This is a genomic window from Bacillus solimangrovi (assembly GCF_001742425.1).
Taxonomy (GTDB): domain Bacteria; phylum Bacillota; class Bacilli; order Bacillales; family Bacillaceae_N; genus Bacillus_AV; species Bacillus_AV solimangrovi.
Genome location: NZ_MJEH01000001.1, coordinates 45255 through 65975, shown reverse-complemented (window position 1 = coordinate 65975; position 20721 = coordinate 45255). Strand labels below are relative to the sequence as shown.

General features: G+C 37.9%; 16 protein-coding genes. All 16 read right to left on the bottom strand.

Going from position 1 to position 20721, the window contains the following annotated elements; all coding sequences use genetic code 11:
- Positions 1-26: 26 nt before the first annotated feature.
- Positions 27-980 (bottom strand): aromatic acid exporter family protein, encoded by a 954-nt coding sequence (locus BFG57_RS00305; protein ID WP_069715453.1) that lies wholly within the window; start codon positions 978-980, stop codon positions 27-29.
- 70 nt (positions 981-1050) lie between these two features.
- Positions 1051-1773, bottom strand: coding sequence for an amino acid ABC transporter ATP-binding protein (locus BFG57_RS00300; protein ID WP_069715452.1), 723 nt, complete (start codon positions 1771-1773; stop codon positions 1051-1053).
- The gene (locus BFG57_RS00295; protein WP_069715451.1) at positions 1766-2425 is read right to left on the bottom strand and encodes an amino acid ABC transporter permease; all 660 of its coding nucleotides are present in this window, start codon (positions 2423-2425) and stop codon (positions 1766-1768) included. Before BFG57_RS00295 ends, BFG57_RS00300 begins: the two co-directional genes overlap by 8 nt.
- Positions 2426-2494: 69 nt before the next feature.
- Complete coding sequence (locus BFG57_RS00290; RefSeq protein WP_069715450.1) at positions 2495-3301, bottom strand: transporter substrate-binding domain-containing protein; 807 nt, start codon at positions 3299-3301, stop codon at positions 2495-2497.
- 281 nt (positions 3302-3582) lie between these two features.
- Positions 3583-4020 carry a BrxA/BrxB family bacilliredoxin gene (locus BFG57_RS00285; RefSeq protein WP_069715449.1) on the bottom strand — a complete coding sequence of 146 codons (438 nt, stop codon included), beginning with the start codon at positions 4018-4020 and terminating at the stop codon, positions 3583-3585.
- 339 nt (positions 4021-4359) lie between these two features.
- On the bottom strand, positions 4360-5460 hold the full coding sequence (gene meaB / locus BFG57_RS00280) for a methylmalonyl Co-A mutase-associated GTPase MeaB (protein ID WP_069715448.1): 1101 nt from the start codon (positions 5458-5460) through the stop codon (positions 4360-4362).
- Positions 5460-7655 carry a methylmalonyl-CoA mutase gene (gene scpA / locus BFG57_RS00275; protein ID WP_069715447.1) on the bottom strand — a complete coding sequence of 732 codons (2196 nt, stop codon included), beginning with the start codon at positions 7653-7655 and terminating at the stop codon, positions 5460-5462. Before scpA ends, meaB begins: the two co-directional genes overlap by 1 nt.
- Entirely contained in the window at positions 7652-9814 is a 2163-nt protein-coding gene (locus BFG57_RS00270; RefSeq protein WP_083248973.1) for a methylmalonyl-CoA mutase family protein, read from the bottom strand. The genes scpA and BFG57_RS00270 overlap by 4 nt, the downstream gene beginning before the upstream one ends.
- 184 nt (positions 9815-9998) lie before the next feature.
- Positions 9999-11306 (bottom strand): dihydrolipoamide acetyltransferase family protein, encoded by a 1308-nt coding sequence (locus tag BFG57_RS00265; protein WP_069715446.1) that lies wholly within the window; start codon positions 11304-11306, stop codon positions 9999-10001.
- Between the two features lie 84 nt (positions 11307-11390).
- Positions 11391-12374: an alpha-ketoacid dehydrogenase subunit beta gene (locus BFG57_RS00260; RefSeq protein ID WP_069715445.1), complete on the bottom strand. Its 984-nt coding sequence runs from the start codon at positions 12372-12374 to the stop codon at positions 11391-11393.
- Positions 12375-12388: 14 nt separating this feature from the next.
- Positions 12389-13378: a thiamine pyrophosphate-dependent dehydrogenase E1 component subunit alpha gene (locus tag BFG57_RS00255; protein ID WP_069715444.1), complete on the bottom strand. Its 990-nt coding sequence runs from the start codon at positions 13376-13378 to the stop codon at positions 12389-12391.
- A gap of 21 nt (positions 13379-13399) precedes the next feature.
- Complete coding sequence (gene lpdA, locus BFG57_RS00250; RefSeq protein ID WP_069715443.1) at positions 13400-14821, bottom strand: dihydrolipoyl dehydrogenase; 1422 nt, start codon at positions 14819-14821, stop codon at positions 13400-13402.
- A 12-nt stretch (positions 14822-14833) separates the two neighbouring features.
- Entirely contained in the window at positions 14834-15961 is a 1128-nt protein-coding gene (gene buk, locus BFG57_RS00245) for a butyrate kinase (protein ID WP_069715442.1), read from the bottom strand.
- A 110-nt stretch (positions 15962-16071) separates the two neighbouring features.
- The gene (gene bcd, locus BFG57_RS00240; RefSeq protein ID WP_069715441.1) at positions 16072-17166 is read right to left on the bottom strand and encodes a branched-chain amino acid dehydrogenase; all 1095 of its coding nucleotides are present in this window, start codon (positions 17164-17166) and stop codon (positions 16072-16074) included.
- 217 nt (positions 17167-17383) lie between these two features.
- A complete protein-coding gene (gene yqiS / locus BFG57_RS00235; RefSeq protein ID WP_069715440.1) occupies positions 17384-18289 on the bottom strand; it encodes a phosphate butyryltransferase in 906 nt (301 codons plus the stop codon).
- A 135-nt stretch (positions 18290-18424) separates the two neighbouring features.
- Positions 18425-20494 carry a sigma 54-interacting transcriptional regulator gene (locus tag BFG57_RS00230; protein ID WP_069715503.1) on the bottom strand — a complete coding sequence of 690 codons (2070 nt, stop codon included), beginning with the start codon at positions 20492-20494 and terminating at the stop codon, positions 18425-18427.
- Between the last annotated feature and the right edge of the window lie 227 nt (positions 20495-20721).

The window sequence follows — 20721 nt, the reverse complement described above, 5'->3', positions numbered from 1 at the left end:
CACACGAAAAAATATATCTTTTTACTCTAAACTTCACTCTGTTTAAAATATCTTTTACAAATTAAATATTTTTCAAGCTCGTTAAGGAAATGGAATAATGAGGCTCTAACTTCGAATTCTTCCCTTGATTGTGGAAGTTCCATCTCACGGAAGCTGCTTCGCATCACTTCCATTTTGTCTAAATACATTTGTGCTGTATTACCTGAATGGACTCCCTCACTAATTTCATCCATAAGTGAAGCAATTTCTAATGCATGATCATGAGAAATTTTCAACGAAGAAACAATCCAAAGCATTTGTTCAATGACTTCCAATTGTTTTTCACGCATTTTGAAATAATGATAGTATTCATCTTCATAACGTTTGAAATGATTTTCAACATTTCGATAGGCAAGACTTTTGGCAGATTGGATCAAATCATTCGTTTCAGTGATCTCTTTCCCATCCCAAAAATTATCACCATTTCTTAAATAAACTGAGATTTCATGTAAAATATGTGAGAAATGTTGTTCAATCTTCTTCTGACGCTTCTTCAGCTCTTGTTCCATGCTAGGCATGTACAAATTCATAACAAGTGCTACACCGATTCCTATTCCGATGATTCCCAACTCATTCAAAATGAATGCAACAGTAATATTATTTTCTATGTACAAATGTAAAATAATAACTGAACTCGTTACAACACCTTCTTTTGCCCTAAGCATAACTACAGTTGGAATGAAGAAGATAAGCATCAAACCGATTACGAGTGGATGATAGGCTATCCCTTCAAAAAAGACAAATGCAAAAAACATTCCGACCAAACAAGCAAGCGCGCGTTCCCACGCACTAATTAGTGAACGTTTCTTGGTTACTTGTATACATAATATAGTTAATATTCCTGCTGAAGCAAAATTCTCTAATGAGAACAATTGAGCAATCCAGATCGAGATCGCTGTTCCAACAGCAGTTTTTACGGTACGATAACCGATTTTGAACATGAAAGGGGAAACTCCTTTACAATAAAATAAATGGAGATGACTTAATAGCCATCTCCATTATATACTCAATCTATAAGATTTTTTCAAGAAAGTTTTGTGCACGTTCTGTTTTTGGGTTCGTAAAGAACTCTGATGGAGATGCTTCCTCTACTAATTTTCCTTCATCTAAGAAAAGCACACGATCTGCCACTTCACGAGCAAATCCCATTTCATGTGTTACAATTGCCATCGTCATTCCACTCTTCGCCAAGTCTTTCATAACTTCTAACACTTCTTTTACCATTTCGGGATCAAGTGCAGATGTAGGCTCATCAAATAACATAGCTTCAGGTGACATCGCTAATGCTCGTGCAATTGCCACACGTTGCTTCTGACCACCAGAAAGTCGGTTCGGATAATCATTAGCTTTTTCTAGCAGTCCTACTTTATCTAGTAGTTCACGACCAACTGCTTCAGCTTCTTTTTTGGACATTTTCTTTACATTAATCGGAGCATACGTTAAATTTTCTAATACTGTCATGTGTGGAAACAAGTGAAAATGCTGAAATACCATACCTAAACGCTGGCGAAGTTCCATAACATCCGTTTTCGGATTCGTAATCTCATCATGCCCTATCCAAATTTGTCCATCTGATGGTTCTTCTAAAAGATTCATACAACGAAGTAACGTTGACTTCCCAGAACCAGAAGGACCGATAATTGAAACTACGTCACCTTGATTAATTTCTGTAGAAACTCCTTTTAACACTTCTAACTTTCCATATGACTTGTGTAAACTCTCAATTTTAATCACTGCGACTCATTCTCCTTTCAAGCCCTTTACCAAGAAGAGTTAACCCCATCACCATAATCCAATAGATTAATCCAACAAATAACATTGGTTCGAAGAAGGCATATAATTCTCCACCTACAATATAAGAGCGGCGCATAATATCTGTCACACCGATTACCATTACAACCGCTGATTCTTTCGTTAATGTTATAAATTCATTCATAAGTGCGGGTAAAATATTTTTTAATGCTTGTGGTAAGATAACATCTTTCATCATTTTACGATAAGGAATACCAAGTGCCATTGCTGCTTCACGTTGTCCTTTATCAATTGCACCAATACCTGCTCGTATTATTTCAGATACATATGCAGCTGAATTAAGCCCAAAAGCACCTACTGCTGCTAGAAAAGGTGGAATATCAAAGCCGATTAATTGAGGCAATCCATAATAAATAATCATTAATTGTAAAATTAGTGGAGTGCCACGGAAAATCGATGTATACGCATCAGCAATCCACACTAACGCACGTACACGACCAATTTTAAATAATGATAAGAGCGTTCCGAGAGTGAAACCAACTAACGCACTCACAAGTACAATTTGTACCGTAACAAAAATTCCTTTTAATATATAAGGTATTGATGGTACGATTTGCTGAAAATCTAAGCCCATCTCCTCAATCCTCTCAAATAGTAGTTAAGAAAGGAGAGCATTAAGCCCTCCTTCGATTATCTTGACCTATTATTGTGACTCTTCAGAATCAAACCATTTCTTTATCATTTCTTCAAGTTCACCACTTTCCTTTAACTCAGTGATAGCTTGGTCAAATTCTTCAACTAACTCACTGTTTTTAGGAAATGCAGCTGCTGTCCCTGCCTCTTCAGCGTTCTCAATAACAAAACCGGTTAAATCCTCATTTTTATCAAGATAACCCTTTGCCACTGTATCTTCGATAATTGCTGCATCAAAGCGACCAGCTTTCATTTCTTGAACAAGCTCGGGAATACGATTGCGACTCTCAATTGTAATATCTACATTCTCTTTAATCTCTTCAGCTTTATCTGCTTGGATAGAAGCAAGTTGTACCCCAACCGTCTTACCTTCTAATTCTTCAATTTTCCCAATATTAGATTCTGTAGGTGATACGATCATATGATTAGCTTCATAATAGATTTGCGAGAAATCAACGTTTTCTTTACGCTCTTCAGTAGGTGTCATACTTGATAAAACAAAATCAATTTTGTTAGATTGTAAGGCTGGAATAAGACCACTAAAATCAATATCTTTAATTTCAATTTCATAATCCAACTTTTCTGCAATTGCATTTGCTAAGTCAATATCAAAACCAATAATATCTTCACCTTGTGATGTTTGTACAAATTCAAAAGGCGGATAATCTGCTGATGTTCCCATTACAAGTACTTTCTTCTCCTTAGATGTTGTTTCTTTTTCGTTTGAAGCTTGTCCCTCTTCATTACCGCTAGCCCCACACGCTGTAAGGACACCAGCAAAGATAACAAGCATGAAAATCATAATTAATTTTTTCATAGTCTCTCCTCCTAGATGTAATAAAAATTAATATTTATTAGTTTTAATTAATATTTATGCGTTGATTTGTATTTTAACACGCCAAGAAAAATAAGCAATACAAATTCAAATAGATAAACTATAAAAAATATTCTCTATTTTCAAATATTAGAGAATAGAAATACCCAAACTGCATCAAATTCTGACTGTTAAACTCGTAAAATTTACTTAAGCTTGGATCTGTTGTCATTAACAAAATAATTATTCTATAAAAAAAAGACCGCCTAAAGGCGATCTTTTGATCATATTTCATCACAATGCTTCTCAAATGCTGTTTGCAACTTTTGAATCACTGCCATTGGTTCAAATCCTTCAATGTCATGTCGTTCAACCATTGTTTGTATTTTACCATCTTTCAAAAGTGCAAATGACGGAGATGATGGTGGATAACCTTCAAAAAACTCTCGTGCTCTCGATGTTGCTTCTTTATCTTGACCAGCAAAAACCGTAACTAATTGATCTGGTCGTTTATCATAATGGATAGCATTCCCTGCCGCTGGACGAGCAATTCCACCAGCACAACCACATACTGAATTGATTAAGACAAGCGTGGTTCCTTGTTTTTTGAATGCTTCATCAACTTCTTCGGGTGTACGTAAAGATGTGTATCCGGCTTGCTCTGCCTCTCCTCGAGCTTGTTCAACAATTTGATTCATATCCATAAACATATTAAAACTCATATCATTCACTCCTTTAACCGTTCATAAACGTATCGTACCAGCAATTATTACGATAATCAATCAAACTCACTTTTGCACTATGAAAACACAGTTTTATAATAACTACAAAAAATGGTTTAAAAGATTTCAAACGTGGAATACTATAATTAGATCTAGGTCCCATACCCCTAGACTCCCTAGATTAGAAGGTGAGGTTTCCCCCAACACTCACCTTCTTTTTTTATTCAAATGTTCGATTTACTTATATCTACACAATAATCATTTGTTACTTTATCATAAAAAATGAAATTTAGTTAAATACACACCTTAAATGATTTAACGTATTTATCAAGATTGAATTTATTTCTCATACTCATCAAATAACTCTCGAACCGCTTGTGTAACAGGTTGCTTCCCTTCAATAACAGCTTGTTCAATTGATGGCATTTTTTCTTTGACAAACGGGTGATTGAAAAAATCTGCTTCCAGCCTTTCCTTAATCATCGTATATACCCATTCTTTCGTTTGCAATTGGCGACGTTTTTCAAAAACACCTGATTGTTTTGTTATATGTTCAAACTGTTTCATTTGCTCCCATACGGTATCAATGTGATTATGATGTAAAGCAGAACATATTAACGCTTTAGTTTGCCATGCATCAGTCGCAGGTCGTAAATAATGAAGGATTTGTTCATATTCATTTCGTGCAACTTCTGCCATGCGTTTATTATCACCGTCTGCCTTATTAACAATTAACAAGTCAGCAAGCTCCATTACACCTTTTTTCATACCTTGCAAGTCATCCCCTGCACCTGTAAGTACAAGTAACACAAACATATCTACCATTGATCTCACTGCTATCTCACTCTGTCCGACACCAATTGTTTCAATAAGAATTACATCATAACCTGCTGCTTCACATAAAAGCATCGTTTCTCGTGTTTTTCGAGTTACACCTCCAAGAGTGCCAGCAGATGGTGAAGGTCGAATGAAAGCTCGAGGATTTCGTGAAAGGGACTCCATTCTTGTCTTATCACCGAGAATACTTCCTCCTGTTACGCTACTAGAAGGATCAACTGCCAATACAGCAACTTGCAAACCTTGTTCACATAAATAACTACCAAGTGCTTCAATGAACGTACTCTTTCCCGCACCCGGAACACCTGTAATACCTATTCGCAAAGAATGACCCGTATGAGGAAGTAACTCATTCAACAATCGTTGAGCAGAATGAATATGCTTTGGTGCATTGCTTTCAATTAATGTAATCCCCTTTGCAAGAATCGTACGATCATTGTTGCGAACACCTGATACATAATCTGCGAGTTTACGCTGTTTCCTTTTTGACGAAGGGGCCTGTTTGACTTCTTCTTGCTCTACTCCACTCATGATTCGTGTTGCAAACCCTTCCGTTGCATCTTTTGGTATCCATTCAGGACGTTTATCGTTCTCTCGAGTCATTAAATCAACTCCTCAACCTCATCTAAACGGTGGCTGATTTCCTCAATTACCTTTTGTGCAGCAACTGGAATGACCGTACCAGGACCAAAGATCGCTGCGGCACCATGTTCAGTTAAATAGTCATAATCTTGTGCTGGAATAACACCACCAATAACTACTACTATGTCCTCTCGATCAAGTTTTTTCAGTTCATTCACTAATTGAGGGAGCAATGTTTTATGTCCGGCAGCAAGCGAACTCATTCCAATAGCATGAACGTCATTCTCTACTGCTTGAAGCGCTGTTTCTTCAGGTGTTTGGAATAATGGACCCACATCAACATCAAAACCTAAATCCGCAAATGCTGTAGCAATAACCTTTGCTCCTCGATCATGGCCATCTTGCCCCATCTTTGCTACCATAATACGTGGGCGACGTCCTTCTTTCTCAAGAAATTCATCTGCCATCTTCTTCACTGTTGTTATTTCTTCTTCATTCGAAAATTCACTGCTATATACTCCACTAATTGAACGAATCATTGCCTTATGTCTACCGCTTACCTTCTCAATTGCGTCAGAAATTTCCCCAAGTGTTGCTCTCACACGTGCTGCTTCTACTGAAAGTTCTAACAAATTACCTTCTCCTGTTTCAGCTGCCTTTGTGATGGCTTGTAAAGCTGATTCCACTTTAGCTTGGTCACGATTTCCCTTCAATTCCTTCAATCGCTCTAGCTGCTGATTACGAACAGCCGTGTTATCTACTTCTAAAATATCAATCGGATCTTCTTTCTCTAAACGATATTTATTCATACCAATAATTGATTCCTTACCAGAATCAATATGCGCTTGACGGCGTGCAGCAGCTTCTTCAATACGCATCTTAGGTACACCTGTTTCGATTGCCTTTGCCATACCACCTAATTGTTCAATCTCTTCAATATGTGTCCAAGCACGCTCAACAAGCTTCGCTGTTAAATACTCAACATAATAAGAACCTGCCCATGGATCAACGACATCAGTTATGCCCGTTTCATCTTGGAGATAAAGTTGGGTATTACGAGCAATACGTGCTGAGAAATCAGTTGGAAGTGCGATCGCCTCATCTAATGCATTCGTATGCAATGACTGTGTATGACCGAGTGCAGAAGCCATCGCCTCTATACACGTACGTGTTACATTATTGAAAGGATCTTGTTCTGTTAAACTCCAGCCAGATGTTTGAGAGTGTGTTCGTAATGCCATTGACTTCGTGTTCTTCGGATTAAATTCTTTCATCATTTTAGCCCAAATAAGTCGACCTGCACGCATTTTCGCTACTTCCATAAAGTAGTTCATGCCAATTGCCCAGAAGAAAGATAAACGTGGTGCAAACTTATCAATATCAATACCAGCAGCTAAACCAGTACGTACATATTCAAGACCGTCTGCTAACGTATATGCTAACTCAATGTCGGCTGGCGCACCTGCTTCTTGCAAGTGATAACCAGAAATACTGATACTATTGAAACGAGGCATTTTCTGAGACGTATACTCAAAAATATCTGCAATAATCTTCATCGACATTTCTGGTGGGTAAATATACGTGTTTCGAACCATGTATTCTTTTAAAATGTCATTTTGGATTGTACCCGAAAGCTCTTCTGGTTTCACACCTTGCTCTTCTGCCGTCACAATATAGAACGCCATAATTGGTAGTACAGCCCCATTCATTGTCATTGAAACAGACATTTGATCGAGTGGGATACCATCAAATAAGATTTTCATATCTGCAATTGAATCAATTGCTACACCTGCTTTTCCAACATCACCAACAACACGTTCATGATCTGAATCATAACCGCGGTGTGTTGCAAGATCGAATGCTACAGACAGACCCTTTTGTCCAGCTGCAAGGTTTCTACGGTAAAACGCATTACTTTCTTCTGCTGTTGAAAAACCAGCATACTGGCGAACAGTCCAAGGTCTTGTCACATACATAGTTGGATATGGACCACGTAAATATGGGGGAATACCCGACATATAATCAACATGCTTATAATCTTTTGTATCTGCTTCTGTATAAGCAGGTTTTACATCAATTTGTTCGTTCGTACGAAATAACAAATCATCGAATGATTGATCGACTTCCTGCTCAACTTTTTGCTTCCATTCGTCAAGATTCACATCATTTTTGCTTGTTTCAAAACTCATTTTCTTAAAATCTGGAATCATACTCATGCGAGTACCCCCTTCGCCTCTTGCAAGCGTACTAGGATGTCATAACAGTTAGCTTTCAAATGTACAAACTCATCAACACCAGCTACTTTAAGTTTATCTGCTAAGTCTTCAGTTGGATTACCAGCTAAGTAAAGCTTCATATGTTCACTCTGTTCTTTTATTTGCTTTGCAACTTCAGTTCCAATCTCTAGATAACTTTCATCAGAACCACAAATCACCGCTGCTATCGCACCTGATTCACTCGTTGCTTTTGCAACCTCTTCAGCAGTTAAGAAACCGTCATTCGTAATCGACTCAAATCCACCCGCTGCAAAAAATCCTGAAACAAAATCTGCTCTTGCTTTATGCTTAGGAATTGGACCTAAATTTGCGAGGAAGACTTTTGGCTTTAATCCGTTTTTTTGGACATACTTATCCATTGCTTCACGTAGTTGTTCAAATGATTCTGCTGCTCGACGGATTGATAGTGGATTAATAGTAATCATTTTATTTCCAATGTGAGACATGACTTTACCAATGGTTGCACCGTTTCTAAAAGCATTGATCATGTCATTATATGTCTCTATTTTGATACCGCTTACATCATTACCTGACTTATAAATTGAAACCTCTTCAATTCTTCCCTGAATAGTTTGTTGTTCTTCGTGTGAAGATAATCGTTTTTCATCTAAGTTCGGATACATATTTGTACCAACAATTCTCGATTTCCTTATTTCATAGTCTAATTGCCTTTTGTTTGCTATATTTGCAATGTTTGATTGAACGAAATCATTTTTCAATGCAGCATTCATCCCACCGTGTTGCTCCACTTGTGTAAATAGATTCCATGCTTTTTCTGCTAGCTCATTCGTTAATGATTCAACGTACCATGAACCTCCAGCAGGATCAGCTACTTTATTAAGTTGTGACTCTTCTTGCAATATAATTTGTGTATTACGAGATATTCTTCTTGAGAACTCATCTGGATTGCGAACAGGTTCATCAAACGGTGCGACGTGCATACTGTCAACACCTCCTACAGCAGCTGAGAAAGCTTCTGTTGTTGTTCGCAACATATTTACATACGGATCAAACTTTGTTTTATTATAAGTAGATGTGCGAGCATGAATGTACATTTTCTTCGCCTCTTCACTACCACCAAATGCTTCAATTATCTTAGCCCAAATCATTTTAGCAGAGCGAAACTTAGCAATTTCCATGAACACATTCGAACCTATACTAAATGAAAAATAAATCTGCTTAGCAGCCTGTTCAATACCTATCCCTCGATCAACTAAACTACGTAATATTTCTACACCCGCAGAGATAGCAAAACCAAGCTCCTGAACAGCTGAAGCACCTGCACGTGCATACGGCTCACCTTGAATCAGAATAGTACGAATATTCGAGGCATGTTTCACAGTCCAGTTAGTCGTTTGCTCATACAAATCGAGCGCTCGTTCATAATCAAATGGTGCTGTACTAGTCATTGCCAATGTTCCAAAATAATCAAACCCACCAAATACCGTTAGTTTATTCTTGTTCACACTTTCCTTATCAGCAAATGCTAGAAATGAAGCTAACAGTACTGACGTACTGTAACCCGCTTGTAAATAAATTGGATATTTAGTTATATCAATTCCATTAAGCGCTATCTTCCAATCTTCAATAGAAGTAAACGACATTCCATTTTTTCCAACACTATCACTATTAGCTTCATCAGCATCTAAACCGTTTTGAACTGCTTCATCAAACGGTATATTAATCATCGTTAAACCTCGTTCGATATCTTTTTTCAAACGCTCATTATACATTTCAGGTGTTTCCCCATAAATTTCTTGTGCAACTTTCCAAGGTGTACCTGCATTTCCTAACCGCTGTGTACCTCGTACATAACTACCTTCACCAGGAAGATCACTCATATGCAGTAAATGTGATGCATCCTCCTTCAGATAAATCGGTTTTAATTGAATTCCCTCGTATGTATGTGTATATAACCTATTAACCGGTATCCCTTTTAATGATTTCTCCACTGTTTCTATCCATTCTTCCATCTTTGGAACAGGGAATTCACTGAATATGTTTAAGTCTATGTTTTGCTTTTCTTCAGTCATTCTTTTTTGGATAACGCGAATTTGCGTTATCCCTTCACCCCTTTCTTCTCCAAATTTCAAGTTCATACTTATAAAAATTTTCAATCATCTCTTATTCTTATAGTAGTACAAAATGAATCACGCTTCAATATGATGACAAATGAATATCATGATTGACGAGAGAACATGACAAAGTTTTATACGTTTCTATCAAATTTCATTCAAAAAAACCGCAAATCCTTAAGGTGGGATTTGCGGTCAATCATTCAAATTAATACACTGATGTATTTTCTTCTGAAGTCTTTTCCAAAATTTCTTTAACTCGAGCTAAGAAACGACCACATACAAGTCCATCAAGTACACGATGATCAAGTGATAAACAGAGGTTAACCATATCACGCACACCAATCATGCCATTGTCCATTACAACTGGACGCTTCACAATTGACTCAACTTGAAGAATCGCTGCTTGAGGATAGTTAATGATACCAGAAGATTGAACAGAACCGAATGAACCCGTATTATTTACAGTGAACGTGCCACCCTGCATATCTGCAGAACTAATTTTACCTGTACGAACTTTTTGAGCAAGATCTGTAATTTCCCGGGCAATTCCTTTAATCGTTTTCTCATCTGCATTTTTAATAACTGGAACAAAAAGTGCATCATCTGTCGCTACAGCAATTGAGATGTTAATATCTTTCTTCTGGATAATCTTATCTCCAGCCCACATTGAATTGATCATTGGGAATTCCTTCAATGCTTGCGATACAGCTTTCACGAAGAACGCGAAGAACGTTAGACTAAAGCCTTCTTTTTGTTTGAATTCATTTTTAATATTATTTCTATAATTAACGAGATTTGTAACGTCTACTTCAACCATCGTCCATGCATGAGGTGCTTCATGCTTACTACGAAGCATATTAGACGCAATCGCTTTACGAACTCCTGAAACAGGAATTTCAATATCACCAGCTGCAACAGGAACCTCTGGTGCTTTTGCCGGAGCAGACAATGATGGTTGATCTGGTACTGCAATAGGCTGCTGAGCTTGAGCAGGAGCTGATTGTTCTACAGGAGCCTCTTGCTTCACACCATTTGCTTTTGGAACATTACCCGATTCAATTATTTGTTGTAAATCTTTACGAGTAATGCGTCCGCCTTTACCAGAACCTTGTACTTGTTCAAGATCAATATCATTCTCTTGTGCCATTCGTAGAACAGCTGGTGAGTAACGACGTTTATTAGCTTGATCTTCATTGGAAGCTTGTTGTTTCGGTGCTGTAGATTTCTCTACTTTCTTTTCTTCGTTTTTCGGCTTTTCTGCTGCACCACCAGCTTCTGTTTCAACATGGCAAATTAATTCGCCTACCGCAATTGTTTCACCTTCACCAGCAACTAATTCAGTGATAGTTCCTTCGAATGAAGATGGTACTTCTGCACTTACCTTATCTGTCTGTACTTCAGCTAGAGGGTCATATTTTTTTACTTTGTCCCCAACCGATACGAGCCAACTTGTGATCGTACCTTCTGTTACACTCTCCCCTAACTGAGGCATATTGATTTTTTCAACAGCCAATGGAAAGACCTCCTCATATGATGATTACTGTTAGTTCAGTCAGCTAATTAAACTGACCGAACTAATTAATTCATTTCTTGTATTTTAAAATTCAGCAAGCTCTCTCATTGCTTTTTCAACTTTATCAGGATTAATCATGAAATATTTCTCCATTGTCGGAGCATATGGCATTGCTGGCACATTTGGCCCTGCAAGACGACGAACTGGTGCATCTAAATCGAATAGGCAATTCTCAGAGATGATTGCAGATACTTCACTCATGATGCTTCCTTCAATGTTATCTTCTGTAACAAGTAATACTTTTCCTGTTTTTGAAGCAGCTTCAATAATCGCTTCTTTATCAAGTGGATAAACAGTACGTAAGTCTAAAATATGAGCTGAAATTCCATCATTTTCAAGTTTTTCAGCTGCTTGAAGTGCAAAATGTACACATAATCCGTACGTAATTACTGTTATATCTTCACCTTCACGTTTCACGTCAGCCTTTCCGATAGGCAATGTATAATCTTCTTCAGGAACTTCACCTTTAATGAGACGATAAGCTCGTTTATGTTCAAAGAAAAGAACTGGGTCATCATCACGTATCGCTGCCTTTAATAAACCTTTTGCGTCATATGGTGTTGATGGCATGACAATTTTCAAACCTGGTTGATTCGCAAAGATTGCTTCAACAGATTGTGAGTGATAGAGTGCACCGTGTACACCTCCACCATATGGTGCACGAATTGTCATCGGACAACTCCAATCATTATTTGAACGATAGCGTATACGTGCTGCTTCTGAAATGATTTGGTTTATTGCAGGCATGATAAAATCTGCAAATTGCATTTCAGCTACTGGGCGCATACCGTACATTGCGGCACCAATTCCAACTCCAGCAATTGCTGATTCTGCAAGTGGTGTATCAATTACACGATCTTCACCAAATTTATCGTATAAACCGTCTGTTGCACGGAATACTCCACCCTTTTTCCCAACATCTTCCCCAAGTACGAAGACATTCTCATCGCGCTCCATTTCTTCATACATCGCGCGTGTTATTGCTTCAATATAAGACATAACAGGCATATTGATCTCTCCTCCTATTCAGCGTAAACGTATTTCAATGCATCTTCCGCAGGTGCGTAAGGTGCTTCTTCTGCATAATCTGTCGCTTCGTTAACGATATCTTGAATTTTTTCATGCAACGCTTTTTCCTGCTCTTCTGTCATCACACCAACATCTTTCAAATATTGGGCAAATGTTAAGATTGAGTCTTTCTTTTTCTCTGATTCAATCTCTTCTTTTTCACGATAGCGGTCATCATCATCACTAGAATGTGGTGTAAGTCGATAAGATACCGTTTCAATTAATGTTGGACCATCTCCACGACGTCCACGTTCTGCTGCTTCCTTAGCTGCTTCGTACACAGCAAGAGGGTCATTTCCATCTACAGTAACACCTGGCATGCCGTAACCAATTCCGCGATCTGCTACATTTTCACACGCTAACTGACGTTCAATTGGAACAGAGATAGCATATTTATTATTTTCACACATGAAAATAACTGGTAGTTTATGTACCCCTGCAAAGTTAGCTCCTTCATGGAAATCACCTTGGTTTGAAGAACCTTCTCCAAACGTTACGATCGATACAATATTATCTCCACGCATTTTTCCAGCTAAAGAAATACCTACTGCATGAGGTACTTGAGTTGTTACTGGTGATGAACCAGTTACAATACGGTTTTTCTTTTGTCCAAAGTGACCTGGCATTTGACGTCCACCAGAGTTTGGATCTTCTGATTTTGCGAATGCAGATAACATAACTTCTTTTGCTGTCATTCCAAATGCCAATACAACCCCAAGATCACGATAATAAGGAAGGGCATAATCTTTCTTAAGATCAAGTGCATATGCAGCACCAACTTGTGCTGCTTCTTGACCTTGACATGAAATTACAAAAGGGATTTTACCTGCACGATTTAATAACCACATACGCTCATCAATTTTACGAGCTAATAGCATTGTTTCAAACATTTCCATTACTTGCTCATCACTTAAGCCTAATGCTTGATGACGATTTTCCGTCATATTTCATACCTCCTCAAAAGATTAAGAATGAATTGCTTTACCATCCACCGCTAACGCTGCTTCACCAATCGCTTCCGCTAATGTCGGATGAGGGTGAATTGTATGTGCAACTTCCCAAGCTGTTGCATCTAATACACGCGCTAAACCAGCTTCAGAAATCATATCTGTTACGTGTGGTCCAATCATATGAACACCTAGTAGGTCATCACTATCTTGATCAGTAACGAATTTAACAAAACCATCTGATTCACCAAATACGAGAGCTTTACCAATTGCTCGGAATTGGAACTTACCAGTTTTCACATTATAACCTTGTTCTTTCGCTTCTTCTTCTGTAAGCCCTACACTTGCAATTTCTGGACTTGAATACACGCATTTTGAAACCATTGTATAGTCAATCGGTTCACATTTTTCACCTGCAATATGCTCTACAGCTAAGATGCCTTCATGAGATGCAACATGTGCAAGCTGTAAACCACCAATAACATCGCCAATTGCGTAAATATGAGTCTCTTTCGTTTGCATATAATCATTTACTTGAATATATCCTTTTTCAAGCTCTATATCTGTATTTTGTAAGCCGATGTCATTCGTGTTTGCTTCACGGCCAACCGATACAAGTAGCTTATCAGCTGAGAATGACTTTTCTTCACCCTTATGCTCGGCTTTAATCGTAATTCCATCGCCCTTTTCAAGTGTGTCTGGTAAAACCTTTGCACTTGTCACGAGCTTAATACCCTTTTTCTTCATAATACGTTGCATTTCTTTAGAAACTTCTTTGTCTTCTGTTGGAAGAATACGATCAGCGTATTCAATAACCGTTACCTCTACACCGAAGTCATGAAGCATTGATGCCCACTCAATTCCGATAACGCCACCACCGACAATTACAATCGAGGAAGGAAGAGACTCAAGTTTCAATGCTTCGTCTGAAGTCATAACATATTCACTGTCTACCTCTAAGCCAGGTAATGTACGTGGACGTGAACCAGTGGCAATAAGGACATTACTAGGTATTAGCATGTCATTTTCACGACCATCTGTATACTCAACTGAAATTGTTCCAGCTGTAGGAGAGAAAATTGAAGGACCGAGAATGCGTCCATACCCTTCATATACATCGATCTTGCCCTTTTTCATTAATCCTTGTACACCTTGATGTAATTGATCAACAATTCCTTGCTTACGAGCTTGGACTTTTTCAAAATCTAATTTCACATCATTCACAATAACGCCGAAGTCTTCACCATGCTTAGTTGTTGCATATACTTCTGCACTACGTAATAAGGCTTTTGATGGGATACAACCTTTATGAAGACATGTACCACCTAATTTACCACTTTCAACAATCGCTGTTTTCAATCCTAACTGGGATGCACGAATTGCAGCTACATATCCGCCAGTTCCTCCGCCAAGAATGACGAGGTCATAACTTTGAGCCATACCGTTTCCTCCTTATGATTGTTCTATATTTGATTTCGCTGGTTGATTGGGATATTCTTTCGCTTGTTCTTCCCCATTTAATACACGCAATCCACCCTCTGCAAGAGCTTGTAGTTCATTCTCTCCTGGTTGAACATTAACATCTGCAATCCATTCCACACGTTTAACGATTTCGTTAACAAAATCTTTCCCGTATGCAAGACCACCCGTTAAAATAATGCTATCAACCTTACCACTTAACACCGCACTCGCTGCACCAATTTCTTTTGCAATCTGATATGCCATCGCATCATAAACTAATTTAGCTTGCTCATCACCGTTAGTGATGCGTTTTTCAACTTCCACGGCGTCATTTGTGCCTAAATAACCGACTAAACCACCCTTACCAACTAACATCTTCATAATTTCATCCATATAGTACTCACCAGAGAAACATAAAGCTACAAGATCACCAGCAGGAACTGTACCTGCACGCTCCGGACTGAAGGGACCATCACCATGCAAACCGTTATTTACATCAATGACACGTCCGTTTTCATGCACACCGACCGTTACACCACCACCCATATGAGTAACGATAAAACGACATTCTTCATAGTTTTTATCCATTTCTTTGGCTACACGACGAGCAACAGCCTTCTGATTAAGGGCATGGAATATACTGCGACGTTCAATCTTTGAAATACCTGAAATACGTGCAATATCTGGGAACTCATCAACGACAACCGGATCGACAATATAGGAAGGAATATTCAGTCCACTCGCAATTTCATGAGCGATGATCCCTCCTAAGTTCGATGCATGCTCACCTGCATACCCAGCTCTCAAATCTTTCAACATTTCGTCATTTACGCTGTAAGTACCACCCTCAATAGGGCGAAGCAAACCACCACGACCTACAACAGCACTTAACTTAGAAATATTAATCCCTTCACGATCAAGTGTTTTTAGAATTGTGCTCTTACGAAAATCGTATTGCTCAATTATTGAATTGTATGTGCTGATTTCATCGGCATGATGACGGATTGTTTTCTCAAGGACCATTTGTTCATTTGTAAAAACTCCGATCTTTGTAGAAGTCGATCCGGGATTAATTACCAAAATTCTGTTTTCTCGATGTTGCAACGTTTGACCCTCCATATCATGCAATACAGCACACGGTTTAGAAGATGTATGCTGTATAACATGTTTTTCAACACTACACGTAATTCAATAAACGTGTTGTTCAAGCTTTTATAATCATACTAATTTTAGCGACGGCTTAGGATATGATGGCCATTAAGTAAAAATTGACTACGTGAATTACGCATCTTCTCAATACGCTCTTCAGCCATTTTGTCAGCCGCTTTATATGTTGGAATGTTATCTCTTTTTGCAATTTCGATTACTCTCTCAATGTTATCATATACGAGCTCAACTTTTTTCATTGCGCGTTCGCTATTGTAACCATATAGTTCATCTGCAACGTTAATAACACCACCAGCATTTATAACGTAATCAGGAGCATAAACTATTCCTAATTCGTGTAGCGTGTCACCATGACGTGTTTCTTTTAATTGGTTATTAGCTGCACCTGCAACGACTTTCGCCTTTAATTGCGGAATTGTTTCATCATTAATTGTTGCGCCTAATGCACATGGTGCATAGATATCACAATCAACACCATAGATTTCATCTGGATCTACTGCCTTTGCACCGAAATCTTCCACAGCACGTTGTACTGCTTCCTTATTGATATCAGTTACGATTAAGCTTGCGCCTTCTTCATGAAGGTGTTTACATAGATTATAAGCAACATTTCCGACACCTTGAACTGCTACAGTTTTTCCTTCTAGAGAATCAGAGCCAAATCCTGCTTTTGCAGCTGCTTTCATTCCACGATATACACCATACGCTGTAACTGGTGAAGGATTACCAGAAGAACCAAATGCAGGTGAAATACCTGTAACAAAATTTGTTTCCTCATGAATTAAATCCATATCTGCAACTGTTGTACCAACATCTTCAGCAGTAATATAACGACCGTTTAACCCTTGAATATAACGACCGAATGCACGGAACATTTCTTCATTTTTATCTTTACGAGGGTCACCAATAATTACAGTTTTACCTCCACCTAAGTTCAAACCAGCTGCTGCATTTTTATAAGTCATACCTTTTGCAAGACGGAGAGCATCTTCAATTGCTGCTGCCTCATTCTCATACGTCCACATACGTGTTCCACCAAGAGCAGGTCCTAATGTTGTATCATGAATCGCAATGATTGCCTTTAGACCAGACTCTTTATCCTGACAAAATACTAATTGCTCGTAATCATAAGACTCCATATATTTAAAAATTTCCATTTGTAGTTCCTCCTTCAAAATAAAAGAAAATGATGTGAATAATTTTGTTATAAAGGAAATAGTCCTTATTATATGAAAAGCAATAGACACCTACCTACCAGTAATAAACATAAGGTGAATAGGCATTAGGGTTGTCACTTCATGCTTCTTTATTTTATCCCTCAGCCAACGGTGTTTAATGCTAAACAACAAAGAATACAATATCGATAAAAACAATCTAATTCTTGGCTGAACAGACAGCTAATGCAAGTGAGTATAACTTACTTTCAGCAGAATCCGCACGGGATGTTAGCACGATTGGTGCTTTCGCTCCCGCTATTACAGCCCCTACTTTTGCTTTTGCAAAATACATAAGTGACTTATATAAAACATTGCCTGTTTCAATTGCAGGAACGAGTAAGATATCAGCTTGTCCTGCAACTTCTCCACCAACACCTTTATGCTCTGCTGCTTTTGGTGAAATAGCATTATCAAGAGCAAGTGGTCCATCTACAATACAATCTGTAATTTGTCCACGATTACTCATTTGTGCAAGAGCTGCTGCATCTAACGTCGCCTCCATGTTTGGATTTACGACTTCAACAGCTGTAATTGGAGCTACTTTAGGCTTCTCTAATCCTAGTGCTCTAGCAACTTGAACAGAGTTACGAATGATTTGTGCTTTTTCTTCAAGAGTAGGTTTGATGTTCATTGCTGCATCAGTAACAAAGATTAGGCGATCGTAATCTGGTATTTCAAAAGCTGCAACATGTGATAATACACTACCAGTACGTAAACCCCACTCCTTATTTAAAACTGCTTTTAAGATAACAGAAGTAGGAATCATACCTTTCATGACCGCATCTGCCCTTTTATCATTAACTGCTTGCACAGCTAATTGTGCTGCTTCCTTCCCAGTTGAAGCAGGGATAATAGTAAGATCTTCTTCATTATCAATGTCGACACCACGTTCAATTAATAATGCATGAATTTCTTTTTCATTCCCATACAATTGGAAAGCTGCTAAATTTGCTTCCAAAGCCATCGCCACTGCTTCAATTACTTCCCTATCTTCTGCGGCTGCAACTGCAACAGTTTTTTGCTTTGCTTGGGTTGCTTTTTCTACTAATGTTGATAACTTCATTCCATGTTCAACCCTTTCATAATCTTTCACAATTTATATATGCAAAAACCGTGCCAATTCGAATTAAGTGGAAACGCTTTATTTTATAACTTTGTTACATTTTAAATCCGCGCAAATATTTGCATAGTATGAAGTTTATTGCATGTCATTGTTGTCATTTTTCAACTTATCTAACTTATAATATAAGTTTCTTATTGAAATATTTAGCATTTTCGCTACTTTTGTTTTATTACCTTTACATTTAATCATTGTTTCATTAATTACTTTTTTTTCATAGTTTTCCACTATTTTCGCCAAACTATTACCCTCACCAATATGTACTGTTTGTTCTGTTTCTTTCTCACTTTGCAAATTCACTAACAACTCAGGAATATGTTTTTTATCAATTACACTTTCATTAAACTTCATATTAATAACAGCTCGTCCTAATATATTTTCTAATTCTCGAACGTTCCCTGGCCAATCATACTGTTGGAATAAAACAGATGCTTCGTTAGTTATTCCTTCTACATTTCTACCATAATCTTGATTAATTTTTTGAAGTAGATGATAACATAATGCTGGAATATCATCCTTCCTTTTACGAAGTGAAGGAATTTGAATCGGAAAACGATTCAAACGATAATATAAGTCTTCACGAACGGTTCCCTCAGCCATACCTCTTTCAAGATTTACATTTGTTGCGGCAATGACCCTTACGTTAATCGGTATAGCTTTCGTACCACCAACACGAACGATCTCATTTTCCTGCAATACCCTTAATAACTTAGCTTGCGTGTTGGCAGAGAGTTCCCCAATTTCATCTAAAAAAATACTCCCGTTATTCGCTTCCTCAAATAAACCAAGTTTCCCCCCTCGTTTTGCTCCCGAAAAAGCTCCTTCTTCATAACCAAATAATTCACTTTCTAATAAATTCTCAGAGATTGCAGCACAATTCACACGAATAAATTTGTTATATTTCCGGTCACTTCCGTTATGAATTGCATGAGCAAACAGTTCTTTCCCAGTCCCAGACTCACCACGTAACAAGACAGTGGCAGGTGTTTTCGCTCCTAACTTCGCTTGTTCAATTGCAAATTTCATTTCTTCTGATTCTCCAATAATATCATCAAACGAATACTTAGCTTCAAGCGTACGAATAATTTGACGTGCTCTACGCAGTTCTTTTGTAAGCTCTTGAATTTCTGAAACATCATGAATAACACCGACACTACCCTTAATCTTTCCATCCACAATGACTGGAGCAACATTAACGATAACATCTTTCTTATTTGGACCTACCTTCATTCGTACACCACGAACAGGTTTACGGGTTTTTAACACCTGCATATGCATACTATCCCCTTCAGAAATATCAGCAGTAGCAGGTTTTCCAATGATTTCATCTCTTTCTAATCCTGTGATTCGAGTATATGCCCGATTAATCATCAAACCTGTACCTTCTTCATCTACAACAGATATCGCCTCTTCAGAAGATTGAATAATTGCTTCTAGCATTGTTTGGATACCTTTTAAGTTCGTTATTTCATTAGCAAGCTCGACTACTTCTGTAATATCTTTAAAAACAGCCATAGCTCCAATCGCTTCTCCACCATCACTGAGTAGAGGAATTTTAGTTGTGATAACTTTCCTCCCATCCTCTAACACCAGTTCCTGATTCATTTCAATTTGCTTCGTTACAAGAACACGATGAAGTTGACTATTGAGAATAAAGTGATTCACTCTTTGTTCAACGATTTGCTCAGAATGAATATTCATCATACGCTCAGCCGCTTTATTCACCATAATAACTTGTTCTTCTTTATCAATTGCTACCATTCCGTCATTTGTTGCATTTAGAATCATATCTTGCATATAAGATTGATCCTTTAACTTTTCAATTAACGACTCTTTCTCTTCCATAAGCTGTGCAGTTATATATGCCACCGCTCCAGGAATAACCACGGTTTTTTTATTACGGTGCTCAAGTAGTGTCTTAAATACACGATTATCTCCAGTAGCCTCAACAATGACATTCACATCATCTGTTAAAAAATCTCGCCAGTCAGCCCCTGTTTGAATTCCCCACTGTTGCGCTAACTTCAACCCAGGTGCATTTAAATTAACGTCCACTACTGCAACAATATTCATCGCTGATGTTTCCTTAAACATCTTTAATATTGCCGTTCCACCACTCCCAGCTCCAACAATTAAGACATTTTGAATCACACAAACAATCTCCTTTTCATCCATGAATAAAGTAAATTCCCCATTATAATTACTTTCTCTTACCCACACTGACGTTCACTTTAAAAAACTTCACCTAAAACTCGTAAATATTTTCATTTGAACGAGTATTTACTTCACATCAGTTAAGCTACTATGTATTGAAGCAGAAAACTAAGATTAAATTAATATTAAAGTAACAATTACTCTTAACCCTCCCCTTAATG

Excerpts from the sequence above, each read along its gene's own strand:
- BFG57_RS00255 (WP_069715444.1), bottom strand. The coding sequence starts at position 13,378 with ATGACGGAAAATCGTCATCAAGCATTAGGCTTAAGTGATGAGCAAGTA.
- buk (WP_069715442.1), bottom strand. The coding sequence starts at position 15,961 with ATGGAGGGTCAAACGTTGCAACATCGAGAAAACAGAATTTTGGTAATT.
- BFG57_RS00270 (WP_083248973.1), bottom strand. The coding sequence starts at position 9,814 with ATGAACTTGAAATTTGGAGAAGAAAGGGGTGAAGGGATAACGCAAATT.
- yqiS (WP_069715440.1), bottom strand. The coding sequence starts at position 18,289 with ATGAAGTTATCAACATTAGTAGAAAAAGCAACCCAAGCAAAGCAAAAA.
- lpdA (WP_069715443.1), bottom strand. The coding sequence starts at position 14,821 with ATGGCTCAAAGTTATGACCTCGTCATTCTTGGCGGAGGAACTGGCGGA.
- bcd (WP_069715441.1), bottom strand. The coding sequence starts at position 17,166 with ATGGAAATTTTTAAATATATGGAGTCTTATGATTACGAGCAATTAGTA.
- scpA (WP_069715447.1), bottom strand. The coding sequence starts at position 7,655 with ATGAGTATGATTCCAGATTTTAAGAAAATGAGTTTTGAAACAAGCAAA.
- BFG57_RS00260 (WP_069715445.1), bottom strand. The coding sequence starts at position 12,374 with ATGCCTGTTATGTCTTATATTGAAGCAATAACACGCGCGATGTATGAA.
- BFG57_RS00290 (WP_069715450.1), bottom strand. The coding sequence starts at position 3,301 with ATGAAAAAATTAATTATGATTTTCATGCTTGTTATCTTTGCTGGTGTC.
- meaB (WP_069715448.1), bottom strand. The coding sequence starts at position 5,460 with ATGACTCGAGAGAACGATAAACGTCCTGAATGGATACCAAAAGATGCA.
- BFG57_RS00285 (WP_069715449.1), bottom strand. The coding sequence starts at position 4,020 with ATGAGTTTTAATATGTTTATGGATATGAATCAAATTGTTGAACAAGCT.
- BFG57_RS00295 (WP_069715451.1), bottom strand. The coding sequence starts at position 2,425 with ATGGGCTTAGATTTTCAGCAAATCGTACCATCAATACCTTATATATTA.
- BFG57_RS00305 (WP_069715453.1), bottom strand. The coding sequence starts at position 980 with ATGTTCAAAATCGGTTATCGTACCGTAAAAACTGCTGTTGGAACAGCG.